Source organism: Bacteroidota bacterium (assembly GCA_018266835.1).
GTDB lineage: Bacteria > Bacteroidota > Ignavibacteria > Tepidaquicellales > Tepidaquicellaceae > JAFDZO01.
On record JAFDZP010000004.1, the window covers coordinates 42,585 to 56,909 of the forward strand.

Consider the following 14,325-nt stretch of genomic DNA (forward strand, 5'->3'; position numbering starts at 1 on the left):
TTAATCCGGTTACTGTTTTATTTTTTCTGCAAGCTCTTTACCGAGCAGGATGAGTTTATTTTGTGTGGATTCATCTTTACAGCTGCCGTCTTCATTGAAAATATTCTGAGCAAGCGGAATATAAATCTGTGTTGGCAAAACATGTGCTGCAAGCACACGGAATACCGGAAGGAATGCAAGCTGCGCACGGACTGTGCCCCATAAACTTGTTGAAGCTCCCGCTAATGCAATCCACTTTCCTTTGAAGGGCTGGTCTTTAAAACGTGAGAGCCAGTCAATAACATTTTTGAATCCGCCGGGAAGAGAGTGATTGTATTCAGGTGTGCAGATTAAAATTCCCTTAGCCTCTGCAATTTTTTCTTTTAGTATAAGAACGTTTTCAGGTTTGCCCGCTTTATCAATATCTTCATCATAAATTGGCATCGGGTAGTCACGCAAATCTATTTCTTCAACAATAGCGCCCGCATCGCGAGCGCCTTGTATCATAAATTTCAAAGCCATTTTGTTGTAGGATTTCTCCCTGAAACTGCCTGCAATGGCAATGATTTTCATTCCGAAAATTTTAGAATTTTACACCGAAGGTCATCTGAAAACCTGTAAGGTTGCTTATATTTTTATCATACAAGCTGTTAACATCTTTTCCTATTGGAGTGACGTATGAGTAATTTACATTGAATGAGAATGCAACGGATTGTGTCTCGCTGAATTCAAGACCTGCGCCTGCATATCCGCCCATGGCAAATGCTGCCTGGAAATATCCCATTGCATTGAAGTACTCTCTTGAATATGGATTAGTTAAAACTAACGAGGGTGAAATACCAAAGTTTACTATTGGTCTTATGCTGCCTTCAATATCGTCTCCGAAAATTTGTTTTTTAATTCCGATGTTGACGGGAATTAAAAATATTCTGTTCTCTTTATTTGGAGTATTTTTCTGGCCGTAAATATCGTACTGCTCAAACTCACGTGTATCAGAAACGCTCATTAAAGAAATTCCTGCAATGAGCTGAGTATTTCTGTTTAAACTTGAATAATGATTTAGTGTTGGTCCGAATCCGTTTTCAGAGTAAGTAAATGAGAGTCCCCAGGGATTGGGTTTTTCAACTTTAGGTTTAACTTTTGTTTTTGATGTTAATGAATCTGAGGCATTTGCTGATGTAAAACATAGGGGTAATAGAACAAGGGCTAAAATAACACTTAATTTCTTCATCTATGATTTAATTTTTTATATTAATAGAAAATAGAATTTTTGGGAATAAAATTCCATCAGATTATATATGCGGAAATAACTCAATTGTAATACCTAACATAATTGTTTAATTTTTAACTTGAAATAGCAATTTCTATTGACTGAAAAAAGATATAATAAGTTAGCAAAAGTAATAAGTCACAGGCAGGAAGATTTGACGGTTGTTTTAGAAAATATCCATGACCCCCACAATGTCAGCGCTATTTTCAGAAGTGTGGAATCAATCGGAGTTGATAAAGTTTACTTAGTCTATAATACAAATAAATTCCCAAGAATCGGGAAATTTTCCTCTGCAAGCGCTAAAAAATGGGTAAAAACAGAGAAATTTTCTACTGCTGAAGCATGTTTTAAAGTATTGAGGGAGCAGGGCTTTAAAATTTATACCACACATTTATCTGAAGAAGTTGAAAATGTCTCATTATATGATTTAGACCTTACTGAAAAATGTGCAATTGTAGTAGGCAATGAGCATGCAGGAGTATCGGATGAAGCAGTGCAATTATCAGATAAAAATTTTGTTATTCCTATGTATGGAATGATACAATCGCTGAATGTTTCCGTCTCCGCCGCAATTTGTGTCTATGAAGCGTTAAGACAGCGTGAGAAGAAAGGCATGTACAGGAAAGAATATACTCACGAACAAATTTTACAAAAAATTGAACAAATCACTAAAAAATAATTATGCTTCCCGATTATCTAAGTAAAGAATTAGGGCTAAAAAATCTTAATAATTTTCTTTTAATTTCCGGTCCCTGCGTTGTAGAGAGCAGAAGTAATATTTTCAGAACTTGCGAGAAACTAAAAGAGATTACCACTAAACTAAAGATTCCTTTTATATTCAAATCCTCCTATATAAAAGCTAACAGAACTTCATCTGAATCATTCAGAACAATAGGAATAGATAAATCACTTCGCATTCTGGCAGAAGTAAAAAAAGAATTCAGCGTTCCAATTATTACCGACGTTCACTCGGAAATAGATGTTGAGATTGCAGCAGAAGTAGCCGACGTTCTGCAAATTCCTGCATTCCTTTGCAGGCAGACTGAGCTTCTTGAAGCGGCGGGAGAGACGGGAAGAATTGTTAATATAAAAAAGGGACAGTTCCTTGCTCCGCAGGATATGATCTATCAGGCAGAGAAGGTGAAGGCAACAGGAAATAATAAAATTATGCTGACGGAAAGAGGGAGCACGTTCGGATACAATAATTTAGTTGTAGATATGCGCGGACTTGTAATAATGAAGAAGACTGGATATCCTGTAATTTTCGATGCAACGCATTCAGTGCAGATGCCCTCCAATGAAAAGGGAGTAACAGGCGGACTTCCGGAGTTTATTGAGCCGCTTGCAAGATGCGCAGCTTCTGTTAATGTGGCGGGATTTTTTATTGAGACACATCCGAATCCTGCAAAAGCATTAAGTGATGCTAAAAGTATGCTCCCTCTTGATAAAATGGATGATTTACTGACGAAACTGATGAAAATCTATAAGGCAGCGGAGTAAGTTTTCACTTTTAAATAGCTTAATAATACCCTTTAAAGATTTTTGTAAAATGGGTATTTTATAGAACTAACATTTTTCTTATAAAATCCCGATGACTGAACAAGAAAAACCGGCAGAGCAGCCAAAATTAGGACATTCAATTCCGCTTCATATATTAATTGCAGAAGATAATCTTATTAATCAAAAATTGATTGCGAAGATTTTCAACAGTATGGGATATGAAGTTGATGTGGCTGATAACGGTGTGATTGCATTAGAACACCTTGAGAAAAAAAATTATGAGCTTGTAACACTTGATATACAGATGCCTGAGATGGACGGAATAACATGCGCAAAAGAAATACATAAAAAGTTTGGAGAGCAACGACCTGTACTAATTTCAATCACTGCTAATATTCAATTGCTCAATCCCGAAGGATTTCATAAGGACGGTATGGATGACGTATTGACAAAACCTTTTAAAGCAGAAGATTTGAAAAATATGATTTTGAAATGGTTCGGAAACAAACAGAATTAAATACATTTTTTTGGCAAAGCAAAACAGTTTTAAATCAATATATTTCACAGGAATTTTCCTCACTGCACTAAGTACTCTTCTATTAGAATTTACTCTTACCCGAATATTATCCGTCTCGCTCTGGTATCACTTTGCCTTCATGGTTATAAGTGTTGCGCTGCTTGGCTTTGGTGTAAGCGGAGTATTTTTATCCGTCAATGAGAAAATAAAAAAAATAAATACCGATAAGCTGCTTACCTGGCTTTCAATGCTGTTCGGTATTTCCACACTCGCTTCATTTGCAATTATAAATCAGATTCCGTTTGATCCGTTCAGTTTACTCACTGATAAAATTCAGTTCTTATATTTACCGATATATTATTTACTCATAACTATTCCGTTTTTCTTTTCAGGATTAATAATCTCAATCCTACTTTCATACTTTAAGAATCAAATTTCAAAATTATATTTCTTTGATTTAATCGGCGCAGGTGCAGCATGTTTTGCATTCGTTATCTTTGTTCCTATGTTTGGCGGTAACGGAACTATTGTAATTATATCAGCTCTGGCTTTTGTGAATGCAATAGTTTTCAGTTATAAAGAGTACAAAGTACTATCAATGATTGCTTTTGTATTGGGAGCGTTGAGCCTTACTTTTTTAATGAACGTAAACTCAAGCCTTCCGATTAACTCTTCTCCAAATAAAATCTACGGAAATTATATTAAACAGAGACCTGACCTTAATCTTTTCTCTGGATGGAATATTTTTTCCAAAATAGATGTAATGAAAGAAGAAGAAGCACAGGAAGACGGATATGATATCGCACTTGCAATTATTGATGACGGAAATGCAACTACTAATATACCTAACGTTAAGAAATTCCCGTTGGAGAGCAAACCTGCAGATGCATCTAATCTTGCATTTGCTCCAAAGGATACTGTTAACAATGTGTTTATAGTCGGCTCTGCAGGCGGGGGAGAGATTTTATCGAGCTTATATAATAATGCAAAGAATGTTACGGCAGTTGAGATAAACGGAATACTGAACGATTTGATCTCTCAGAAGATGTCTTACTGGACAGGTCCGCTTGTAAAAAATAATCCTAAAGTGAATCTGATTACAGATGATGCAAGAAATGTAATCACTAACAGCAAAGATAAGTTTGACGTAATAATTTCTGCACATACAATCTCAGCATCCGCTGTATCAAGCGGAGCGATGAGTATGGTTGAAAATTATATTTTAACCAAAGAAGCAGTAGATGAGTATATAAATCATTTAAGTAACAGCGGAGTGTTGTATGTTTCAAGACCTGAAACTCAGATGCCTAAGCTGATTACCACTCTGAAAAAATCTATAACGGGAATTACGGACGGTAAAGATAACGGTAAGAACGATATAATTGTATTCAGAAGACCTCCGAATGATTTTGAAACCGGAAAAAGTTTTCTTGCAGGTGTGTTGTTCAAGAAGAACGGATTTACACCTGAAGAAGTAATAAAAATTAAAAACGAAGCTGCAAAGCTGAGCCTTGATGTAGACTATGACCCCGTATCAAAACAGGATGGCTATTATAAGCAGTTAATTGAATCAGACAATATTGATAACGAGATTAGCAATGCCAAGCTGAACATTACTCCCGCAACCGATGATAAACCTTTCTTCGATAAAAATATCGGCTTCTCAAATTTAACATTTGACGGAATAAAAGAAACATTTTCACAGGATGATAAGGCAATCCTTGCTTTAAAAGATAAGCCTGTTGCAGAAACTACTTTGCTTGCAATTTTAGTGCAGACAGTTTTAGTTTCGTTCGTGCTTATACTTTTACCGCTCAGAATTTTCAGCAAGAAGAAAGTAAACGTTAAAGATAAAAACATTCAGCCTGAAAAACCTTTCGACAGAAAATTTTTAATTTACTTTGCATGTCTTGGTTTTGGTTATATAATGCTTCAGATATGTATGATACAGAAATTTACGCTTCTGCTCGGGCAGCCTGTATTTACTCTACTTACAGTTGTATCCACAATGTTAGTTGCTTCGGGAATCGGAAGTTTTTATTCAACAAAATTATTCGCAAACAAAAAAACAATTTTCATAGTTATAGCAGTATATGCAGTTGCGCTGGGATTATTAAATCCCATTTTATTCAAAGCGTTTGCAAGCTATGACCTGTCAATCAGAATTATAATATCAGTAATACTTATTTTTCCATTAGGATTTTTTATGGGTATGCCATTTCCCACGGGCTTGGGATTGATAAACGATGAGCAGAAAAAATTTATTCCTCTTGCATGGGGAGTGAACGGTTTCTTTTCAGTCATAGGCACAGTATGCGCAATGATACTTGCCATGACTATCGGCTTTAAATTTGTGTTTATTCTATCGGGAATAATTTATCTTCTGGCAATGATGCTCATAAGCAAAAAGTTTAATAAGGAACATGAATTGAAAACGCTTTAAACCACACTACAATGAAAGATGCACAATATCACAAAAAGAACTTAGCAATAGTTGTCGGCGGCGGTCCTGCGCCGGGAATAAACGGAGTTATCCGTTCAGTTACTATTGAAGCAATTAATTCAGGACTTAATGTAATAGGAGTATACGACGGCTTCGAATGGCTTGCAAAAGGTGACCATACTCACGTAACAGAACTAAGAATAGATGATGTATCCCGCATTCACTTTTCAGGCGGAAGTATTTTAAGAACTTCCCGTGAAAATCCCGCGTCAAGCAAGGAAAAACTCGAAGCAACCATCAAGGCGCTCACACAATTATCAGTAGATTATTTAGTAACAATCGGCGGAGACGACACTGCAACAAGCGCATATAAAATTGACGAGCTTACAAAGGGACAAATAGAAGTTGCGCACGTTCCGAAAACAATCGATAACGATTTACCTCTTCCGGGAAACATGCCTACATTCGGATATCAGACTGCAAGACATCACGGAGTGAAAATTGTTCAGTCTTTAATGATGGATGCAGCTACAACGAAGCGCTGGTATTACGTTGTTACCATGGGAAGAAAAGCTGGTCACTTAGCTCTTGGTATCGGTAAAGCAGCAGGCGCTACACTTACTATCATAGGAGAAGAATTCAGAAATCAGGAAGTCAGCTTTAACACGATCTGTGATATACTTGAAGTCTCAATTATAAAAAGACTTGCTTCGGGACATCCGTACGGCGTTGCAATTCTGGCCGAAGGCATTATACATAAGATTGATTTGGAGGAATTGAAATCAAATCCCTATGTAAATCTTGAGCTGGATACACACGGCAACATAAGATTATCTGAAATAGATATCGGTAAAGTTACGAAAGAAGAAGTAAGGAGAAGACTAAAAGCCCGTGGCATCGATGCAACAATTGTAAATAAAGATATCGGTTATGAACTAAGATGCGCTGATCCGATTCCTTATGACTGTGAATACACTCAGGATTTAGGTTACGCAGCAGTCCGTTATTTATTATCCGGCAACAGCGGAGCAATTGTAACTGTTGATAAAGGACAGTTAATACCTATAAAATTCCATGATATCATAGGAGATAATAATAAAATCCAGACAAGGGAAGTTGATGTGGATTCTGACGGATATAAAGTTGCCAGAAAGTATATGATAAGAATGGAAAATAATGATTTCGAAGAAGTAAAAAATATTGCAAGACTGGCACTGATTGGAAACATGAAGACGGAAGAGTTCATAGATAAATTTCAGTATTTAACAAACGATCCACCAATAAAAGAACAGAAAGAAAATTGAAGATAGGAATTTTGACAAGCGGCGGTGACTGCCCGGGACTTAATGCAGTGATAAGAGCTATCGTGAGAAAAGCCTCATTGCATAACTATACTACGATGGGAATTTATAACGGGTGGAAAGGTCTCTTCGATGAACATTACAGAGAGCTTGATACAAAAGGAATTGCAGGAATTATAAACAGAGGCGGAACGATACTTGGGACGTCAAGATTTAATCCTTTCACTCAGCAGCATGGCAAAGAAACTCTGCTGCATAAAGTTGCTAAAGACGAATTTGATGCTCTCATCGCCATTGGCGGTGAGGGCTCAATGCATATCGCTCAGCAGGCATATGAGCTTGGTATAAATGTTATCGGAGTTCCGAAGACAATCGACAACGATATATCAGGAACAGATGTAACATTCGGCTTTGATACAGCAGTGACTGTTGCAACAGAAGCAATTGACAGACTACATACAACTGCAGAGTCGCATCACAGAATTATGATTCTTGAAGTAATGGGAAGGCATGCAGGATGGATTGCGCTGCACTCGGGAATTGCCGGCGGCGCAGATATTATTCTTCTGCCTGAATTCAAAATGTCTATCAATGAAGTAATTGAAATAATTATGAAACGTTACAGCCGCGGAAAATTATTTTCAATTATTGTCATTGCAGAAGGCGCAGATTATATAGCAGATGAAATGATTGCTATGGATAAAGAAAGATTAGGCAATATAAAATATGATGACTTCGGCAGAAAAAGATTAGGCGGTATAGGTAATCTTCTTGCAGAAGTTGTCGAAGAGAAAAGCGGATTTGAAACACGCGCAACAATCCTTGGCTATGTACAAAGAGGCGGAGTGCCAACTGCATACGACAGAATGCTTGGTACAAGACTTGGTATTCATGCAGTTGAAATGGTGACAGAAAAAAAATTCGGAAGAATGTCGGCGTTAAGAGGAAGCGAGATAGTTGATATTCCTATTGCTGATGCAATTAAAGTTTTAAAAACAGTCCCACCTGAATTATACGAAGAAGCAAAAGTCTTTTTTAATTAATTCTGCAATTAGTCCTTAAGTTCGTTTAAGTTCTTCAATTAAAATTAATTAATATTTCATATTCATTATTATTATATTACAGCGTTTGTTGTAAAATGAATTTTATTAGTTAGTTTTAATTTGAAAATTTAAGCACCTTTCATAATGAAAGAAACATTACCGGATAATGCTGACCAGCATCACTCAGGTCTACTCAGGCGTCTCGGCTTAACCACAGCCATATTAATAGTAATAAGTTCAATGATAGGTTCCGGCGTTTTTAAAAAAGCAGCGCCGATGTCTCTCGAGTTACACTCCAGCGGTCTAATATTGATTGCATGGCTCATCGCAGGTATAATCACTCTCTTCGGTTCAATTACTAATGCGGAAATTGCGGGACTCATTGCTGAGCCTGGGGGACAATATGTTTACTTCAAGCACATGTACGGAAAGTTTTTTGCGTTTATGTACGGATGGTCATGCTTTTCAGTTATTCAGACTGCTTCGATAGCTTCTATTGCGTATGTGTTTGCCGAGTCGGTTAACTCCGTAATTCCGTTATTCCATTTAAGTGATGTTGCGGAAAAGTTTACTCTGTTCGGGATTTTTAATCCGCTTGATAACTTCGGAGTAAAATTATTAACAATAGGCACGATTGTATTTTTAACAGGAGCAAATTATCTAGGAGTAATTTTCGGAGGTATCATCAATAATGTTTTCACAGTTCTCAAAGTTTTAGCAATCATTACAATTATAATTCTTGCTCTGACAATCAGCGGGGGAAGCGCATCAAATGTGCAGCCGATGTTTGCCGCTCCCGGAGCGACATACAATTCTTCACTCGGACTTTTCGGTGCTATGTTCGCAGCAATGCTTGGCGCATTCTGGGCATATGACGGTTGGAATAATATCGGATACCTCGGAGGAGAAATTAAAAATCCGAAGAGAACTATTCCGCTTTCATTATTTATCGGAGTGGGACTTGTAACAACAATCTACCTCCTCGTAAATTACGCTTACTTATATGTTCTTCCTTTGAATGAACTTCTCGGAATTGCCAATACAGAAAATACAATTGTAGCTGTAGAAGTTATGAGGAAATTCATGGGTAATAACGGAGCGTTATTTATTTCCGTTTTGATTATGGTCTCTACATTCGGAACGACTAACGGGACTATACTTGCTTCATCAAGAATTTATTTCGCAATGGCAAAGGATAATTTATTCTTTAAATCGGCTGCAAATGTACATCCTAAATTCAGGACTCCTTACACTTCATTATTGATGCAGGGATTGTGGTCAAGTCTGCTTGTTCTATCGGGAACATTCGACCAGCTTACAGATATGCTTATCTTTGCTTCATTTATTTTTTACGGCGCAGGCGCGCTGGGAGTATTTGTATTAAGAAAGAAAATGAAGGATGCGCACAGGCCGTTTAAAGCAGTCGGTTATCCCATAGTGCCGGCAGTATTTATTTTATTCTGCGCTACACTTGTGATAGTAACAATTATTCAGAATCCAAGAGATGCAGGTATCGGACTTGCTTTGGTATTAATAGGTATTCCATTTTTCAGAAACTGGAATAATAAAATAAAGAAAGAACTGCCGCCTGTAGATGTTATACCTTAGGTAATTTTTTTATTAATTAAATTGTGGAATATTAACCCCGTTATTCACGGCGGGGTTAATATTAAAGTATTATAGTCTATTCACTTCACCACCTTATACTTCTTTCCTTTTTTCACAATCTCATGTCCTTCTGCCTGCAGAGCTCTTTTGTGTGCTAAAATTCCTCCGGGATATTTTTCATTCAGTTCACCGGTTGATTTTATCGTGCGCCAGTAAGGAGTAATTTTTTTCTTTCCCCCTTTTCTCTCTTCTTCGGCAGCGTGAGATGCAATCCACGCGAATATTCCTGTCGTTATCGGGCAGGCAGTTTCTGTTGAGTGTTTCTCTGAAAGCTGTTTGCGTATATCATTTATCGTAATAACTTTTCCCTTCTTAACAGTTTTCATTACTGCATCTACTTCAATGGGCGCAGGGATTACCATTGTTTTGCCGCCCCATCTTTTTTCTGCCTCTGCATTTAAGTTAATTACTCGCGGTAAGTCCTTTGAATCGTTTAATTTTTCTTTCCAGGATTTCTTTGCTGCTCTTTTTAATGATTTTTTTAGTGATTTATTAGATGATTTTTCGGAGGTTTTCTTTTCTGTTTTCATTTTTTTTCTTCGTTTTACTTTTTCTTATTTCATTTCTCTTTTGTCATCATTAAATTAACTACACTGTTTCTAAATTATAATTCAAAAAATGAGTGAAGAAAAAAACGCCGAGTATATCTTAGGCGTTAATCTTAAAGAATTAAAACGTCTTGAATTCCAGAACGGAGTATGGCGCAATGTAACAACTGATTTTATTTCACGCAGTGGTGTGTCAAATGGCATGAAGTGTCTTGATGTTGGCTCAGGTCCGGGATTTGTCAGCATGGATTTACTAAACTACGTCGGTCCGGAAGGCGAAGTTACTGCATTAGAACCCTCAGAACTTTATCTAAACCATTTCAGAGATTACTGTTCAAAAAATTCAATCACAAATGTAAGGTTCATCAATTCAATTGTTGAAGAAGCCGAGCTTCCTGAAAATTATTATGATTTCATTTTTGCGCGTTGGGTTATTTCGTTCGTACCTGACCCGGAACTTTTTCTCTCGAAATTATACAAAGCATTGAAACCCGGCGGAGTCATCGCTTTGCAGGATTATAATTACGAAGGCATTACACGTCATCCGATGACGGAAGTATTTAAAGAAGTCCCCGAAGCAGTAAGAAAATACTGGCTTAAGGGCGGTGGTGACCCGTATATTGCTTTGAAAATCCCCGAACTTTATAAAAAAGTTGGTTTGAAATTGACTGATTACAAACCTACAGTTCTTGCAGGGGATAAGGAAAGCGCCGTTTTTGAATGGGCTCATAAGTTTTTCTCAGTACACTTTGATGTAATGGCAAAAATGGGAGCGATTTCATCGCGTGAAGCAGATGAAATGCTTCAGGACTGGCTGGAACATCGTTACGATTCTAACGCAATTTTCTACTCGCCGATAGTTGTTGATATGGCAGGAAGAAAATAAAACTAATCTTTATTTTGCAGAATGGGATTTTAAATTTTATGCATTTATTTTCCATTTAATTAAACCTTTAATTTAGCTATTTTTCCTAAATTTATTTTAAACATATTATTTACGAATTATGAAGATTTTCATAGATACAGCAAACCTAAATGAAATTAAAGAAGCAAACGACATGGGTTTGCTTGACGGTGTAACCACAAATCCATCTCTTGTAGCAAAAGAAGGGCATAAAGATTTTAAATCGATGCTTGAATCGATCTGTAAAATTGTAAACGGTGATATTTCCGCTGAAGTTGTTTCAACAGAATATGATGCAATTGTTAAAGAAGGAAGAGAGCTCGCAAAAATCCACCCGAATATTGTAGTTAAAGTCCCATTAATAAAAGAAGGTCTCAAAGCAGTCCGCACATTTGCTGATGAAGGTATCAGAACAAATGTAACGTTGTGCTTCTCGGCTTCGCAGGCAGTTCTTGCTGCCAAAGCAGGCGCATATATCATTAGTCCTTTCGTAGGAAGATTAGACGACATTTCACAAAACGGTATGGAACTGATCGCACAGATGGTAAATATTTACAGAAACTATGATTACCAAACAAAAATTCTTGTTGCATCAGTAAGACATCCGCTGCATTTTGTTGATTCATGCATGCTCGGTGCAGATATTGCAACAATGCCGTTCAAAGTTATCGAACAGCTTGCAAAACATCCTTTAACAGATATCGGGCTTTCAAATTTCCTTAAAGACTGGGATAAACTGAACGCAGCTAAATAAATTTATAATGAATTTAAATCAGGTCACAATTTCAGTAAATGATTTTGATGCCTCGTTTGAGTTTTATAAAAAATTAGGGTTAGTCCCGATAGTAAAGAGCGAACATTATGCAAGATTTGTTGCTGAAGGAAACGAAGCAACATTTTCTATTCACAAAAAAGATGAACACTTTTCAGGAACAGTAATTTATTTTGAGTGCGATAGTTCGGAAAAGTTAGATGAAAAAGTGAGTGAGTTAAAATCCAAAGGATTTGAATTCACTGATGAGCTTGAAAACAAGCAATGGCTATGGAGAGAGACACATTTAAAAGATCCTGACGGCAATGTTCTTTGTTTGTATTATGCGGGGGAAAATCGAGTCAATCCTCCCTGGAAATTAAAATAAAAATTAAATTCATAGATAATTGAAAAAAACCACGTTCAATAATATTCATAAGAAGCTTGGCGCAAAGCTTGTTGAGTTTGCAGGATATGAAATGCCGATTCAGTACGAAGGTATTATTGCAGAGCATAAGGCAGTGCGTGATTCAGTCGGAGTATTCGACGTATCACACATGGGTGAAGTTGAAGTAAGAGGTAAAGATGCATTTGCGTTTGTTCAGAAGTTAACTACCAATGATGTATCGAAACTTGAGAAAGGAAAAGTTCAGTATTCATCAATGTGTCTTGAGAACGGCGGAGTAATAGACGACCTGCTAGTTTATCACTGCGGAGATTATTTTATGCTCGTTATCAATGCATCTAATATTGAAAAAGATCTAGAGTGGATGTCGAAGAATACATTCGGAGATGTTGAGTTGAAAAATGTTTCCGATGAAGTTTCTCTTCTTGCAATACAGGGAAAGAACTCTTTACCAACACTGCAGAAATTAACAGATACAGATTTATCAAAGATAGAATATTATAATTTTGAATTCGGAAAGATTGCAGGAATCGACTGCATAATTTCTCACACAGGTTATACAGGTGAAAAAATCTGTTTTGAGATTTATTCAAAAACAGATATTCCGACATCGGAAAAATTATGGAATGAAATTTTCAAAGCCGGTGAAGAGTTTAATATAAAACCTATCGGCTTGGGCGCAAGAGATACACTCAGACTTGAATATGCGTTCAGATTATACGGAAACGATATGGATGAAAATTACAATCCGCTTGAAGCAGGACTTGGATGGATTACCAAACTTGATAAAGGCGAATTCAATGGACGCGAAGCTATGCAAAAATGCAAAGCCGAAGGACTGAAGAAAAAACTTGTAGGATTTATAGTTGATGACAGAATGGTTGCAAGGCACGGAGCAGAAGTTTATGCGGGCGATGAAAAAATCGGAGTTGTAACAAGCGGAAGCATGTCACCTATGCTTCAAAAAAATATCGGCCTCGCATATATAAATGAAGGCCATAACAAAATCGGAACCCCAATAGAAATATTAATACGCGATAAGAAAATAAAAGCAACTATCGTTAAGACACCATTTTTAAATTAATTAAAACAGAAAGTTCTTAGTACATGATAAATATAACCGTATATCTTACTCATTCACTGGTTACAGATGAGCTGACTTTAAAAGGTAAAAATGTAATTATAATAGATGCGCTTCGTGCAACTTCTACAATTCCCACTGCACTTGTAAACGGCGCGAAGGAAGTAATTCCTACTGAGAATGCAGCTACTGCAGTCCGTGTTGCAAAGGGTTCTGCCAACGCATTGTTATGCGGAGAGCGAGGCGGAAAAATAATTGAAGGATTTAATCTTGGCAATTCTCCTCTGGAATATACTCCTGAAGTTATAAAAGATAAATCGCTTGTGTTCTCCACAACAAACGGAACAGTTGCAATATCAAAAGCTAAGTATTCGAAGAACTGCATCATTGCAAGCTTTGTAAATCTTAAAGCAGTTGTAGAGTATCTGAAAGAACTTAATGAAGACTTCGTAATAATCTGCTCAGGCAAACTGAATAACTTCTGTATAGAAGATGCAGTCTGCGCAGGAATGATTGTAAATAAGCTTATCGATAAGCACGAAGAAAATTATTTTTTAAGCGACCCTGAAAACGCAGTTTTAACTTTAGCTAAATCATTTGCATATGAGAAGAGCAAAATCTCTTCAACGAAAGTTTTGAACATGATGAAGATTTCAGAGCATGGAAAATATTTAGTCGAGCTTGGATTTGAAAAAGATTTAGAATTCTGTTCTACCATAGACAGCATACCAAGTATTCCGATGCTTAAAGGCGGAATAATAAAATTAAAAGAACAGTTCGAAGGTGAATCAAACCAGAAAGCACAGATGAAAAAGCTTAGTCTGACTACCGATAAAGAGGAAGCCGGCACTGCAAAAGACGTCGCATAAAAAGTATTAAGAAGATATAAAGAACGGATAAAAGATAATCACTAT

The 14,325-nt window shown here is 36.8% G+C and carries 15 protein-coding genes; 12 read left to right on the forward strand and 3 right to left on the reverse strand.

Going from position 1 to position 14,325, the window contains the following annotated elements; translation table 11 throughout:
- Positions 1-9 precede the first annotated feature (9 nt).
- Positions 10-552 carry an NAD(P)H-dependent oxidoreductase gene (locus JST55_11235; protein MBS1494079.1) on the reverse strand — a complete coding sequence of 181 codons (543 nt, stop codon included), beginning with the start codon at positions 550-552 and terminating at the stop codon, positions 10-12.
- A 10-nt stretch (positions 553-562) separates the two neighbouring features.
- Positions 563-1,210: a hypothetical protein gene (locus tag JST55_11240; protein ID MBS1494080.1), complete on the reverse strand. Its 648-nt coding sequence runs from the start codon at positions 1,208-1,210 to the stop codon at positions 563-565.
- Positions 1,211-1,346: 136 nt separating this feature from the next.
- Here JST55_11240 and JST55_11245 point away from each other — a divergent pair, with 136 nt between their 5' ends.
- The 7 genes from JST55_11245 (at position 1,347) to JST55_11275 (ending at position 9,661) form a co-directional block, all read left to right on the forward strand.
- Entirely contained in the window at positions 1,347-1,928 is a 582-nt protein-coding gene (locus JST55_11245) for an RNA methyltransferase (protein ID MBS1494081.1), read from the forward strand.
- 2 nt (positions 1,929-1,930) lie between these two features.
- On the forward strand, positions 1,931-2,749 hold the full coding sequence (kdsA, locus tag JST55_11250) for a 3-deoxy-8-phosphooctulonate synthase (GenBank protein MBS1494082.1): 819 nt from the start codon (positions 1,931-1,933) through the stop codon (positions 2,747-2,749).
- Positions 2,750-2,840: 91 nt separating this feature from the next.
- On the forward strand, positions 2,841-3,266 hold the full coding sequence (locus JST55_11255; protein MBS1494083.1) for a response regulator: 426 nt from the start codon (positions 2,841-2,843) through the stop codon (positions 3,264-3,266).
- 10 nt (positions 3,267-3,276) lie between these two features.
- Positions 3,277-5,709, forward strand: a complete 2,433-nt coding sequence (locus JST55_11260) for a hypothetical protein (protein ID MBS1494084.1) — start codon at positions 3,277-3,279, stop codon at positions 5,707-5,709.
- A gap of 11 nt (positions 5,710-5,720) precedes the next feature.
- A complete protein-coding gene (locus tag JST55_11265; GenBank protein ID MBS1494085.1) occupies positions 5,721-7,013 on the forward strand; it encodes a 6-phosphofructokinase in 1,293 nt (430 codons plus the stop codon).
- Positions 7,010-8,053 carry a 6-phosphofructokinase gene (locus tag JST55_11270; protein ID MBS1494086.1) on the forward strand — a complete coding sequence of 348 codons (1,044 nt, stop codon included), beginning with the start codon at positions 7,010-7,012 and terminating at the stop codon, positions 8,051-8,053. Before JST55_11265 ends, JST55_11270 begins: the two co-directional genes overlap by 4 nt.
- Before the next feature lie 144 nt (positions 8,054-8,197).
- Complete coding sequence (locus JST55_11275) at positions 8,198-9,661, forward strand: amino acid permease (GenBank protein ID MBS1494087.1); 1,464 nt, start codon at positions 8,198-8,200, stop codon at positions 9,659-9,661.
- 80 nt (positions 9,662-9,741) lie between these two features.
- On the opposite strand, the gene JST55_11280 is transcribed toward JST55_11275, so the two are convergent.
- Entirely contained in the window at positions 9,742-10,251 is a 510-nt protein-coding gene (locus JST55_11280; protein MBS1494088.1) for an MGMT family protein, read from the reverse strand.
- A gap of 88 nt (positions 10,252-10,339) precedes the next feature.
- Here JST55_11280 and JST55_11285 point away from each other — a divergent pair, with 88 nt between their 5' ends.
- The 5 genes from JST55_11285 (at position 10,340) to JST55_11305 (ending at position 14,280) form a co-directional block, all read left to right on the forward strand.
- The gene (locus JST55_11285; GenBank protein ID MBS1494089.1) at positions 10,340-11,155 is read left to right on the forward strand and encodes a methyltransferase domain-containing protein; all 816 of its coding nucleotides are present in this window, start codon (positions 10,340-10,342) and stop codon (positions 11,153-11,155) included.
- A gap of 118 nt (positions 11,156-11,273) precedes the next feature.
- A complete protein-coding gene (fsa, locus tag JST55_11290; GenBank protein MBS1494090.1) occupies positions 11,274-11,927 on the forward strand; it encodes a fructose-6-phosphate aldolase in 654 nt (217 codons plus the stop codon).
- A 7-nt stretch (positions 11,928-11,934) separates the two neighbouring features.
- A complete protein-coding gene (locus tag JST55_11295; protein ID MBS1494091.1) occupies positions 11,935-12,312 on the forward strand; it encodes a VOC family protein in 378 nt (125 codons plus the stop codon).
- A gap of 19 nt (positions 12,313-12,331) precedes the next feature.
- Positions 12,332-13,414 carry a glycine cleavage system aminomethyltransferase GcvT gene (gcvT, locus tag JST55_11300; protein ID MBS1494092.1) on the forward strand — a complete coding sequence of 361 codons (1,083 nt, stop codon included), beginning with the start codon at positions 12,332-12,334 and terminating at the stop codon, positions 13,412-13,414.
- A gap of 23 nt (positions 13,415-13,437) precedes the next feature.
- Positions 13,438-14,280 carry a 2-phosphosulfolactate phosphatase gene (locus JST55_11305; protein ID MBS1494093.1) on the forward strand — a complete coding sequence of 281 codons (843 nt, stop codon included), beginning with the start codon at positions 13,438-13,440 and terminating at the stop codon, positions 14,278-14,280.
- Positions 14,281-14,325 lie beyond the last annotated feature (45 nt).

Excerpts from the sequence above, each read along its gene's own strand:
- JST55_11235 (MBS1494079.1), bottom strand. The coding sequence starts at position 552 with ATGAAAATCATTGCCATTGCAGGCAGTTTCAGGGAGAAATCCTACAAC.
- JST55_11240 (MBS1494080.1), bottom strand. The coding sequence starts at position 1,210 with ATGAAGAAATTAAGTGTTATTTTAGCCCTTGTTCTATTACCCCTATGT.
- kdsA (MBS1494082.1), top strand. The coding sequence starts at position 1,931 with ATGCTTCCCGATTATCTAAGTAAAGAATTAGGGCTAAAAAATCTTAAT.
- JST55_11255 (MBS1494083.1), top strand. The coding sequence starts at position 2,841 with ATGACTGAACAAGAAAAACCGGCAGAGCAGCCAAAATTAGGACATTCA.
- JST55_11265 (MBS1494085.1), top strand. The coding sequence starts at position 5,721 with ATGAAAGATGCACAATATCACAAAAAGAACTTAGCAATAGTTGTCGGC.
- JST55_11275 (MBS1494087.1), top strand. The coding sequence starts at position 8,198 with ATGAAAGAAACATTACCGGATAATGCTGACCAGCATCACTCAGGTCTA.
- JST55_11280 (MBS1494088.1), bottom strand. The coding sequence starts at position 10,251 with ATGAAAACAGAAAAGAAAACCTCCGAAAAATCATCTAATAAATCACTA.
- JST55_11285 (MBS1494089.1), top strand. The coding sequence starts at position 10,340 with ATGAGTGAAGAAAAAAACGCCGAGTATATCTTAGGCGTTAATCTTAAA.
- fsa (MBS1494090.1), top strand. The coding sequence starts at position 11,274 with ATGAAGATTTTCATAGATACAGCAAACCTAAATGAAATTAAAGAAGCA.
- JST55_11295 (MBS1494091.1), top strand. The coding sequence starts at position 11,935 with ATGAATTTAAATCAGGTCACAATTTCAGTAAATGATTTTGATGCCTCG.
- JST55_11305 (MBS1494093.1), top strand. The coding sequence starts at position 13,438 with ATGATAAATATAACCGTATATCTTACTCATTCACTGGTTACAGATGAG.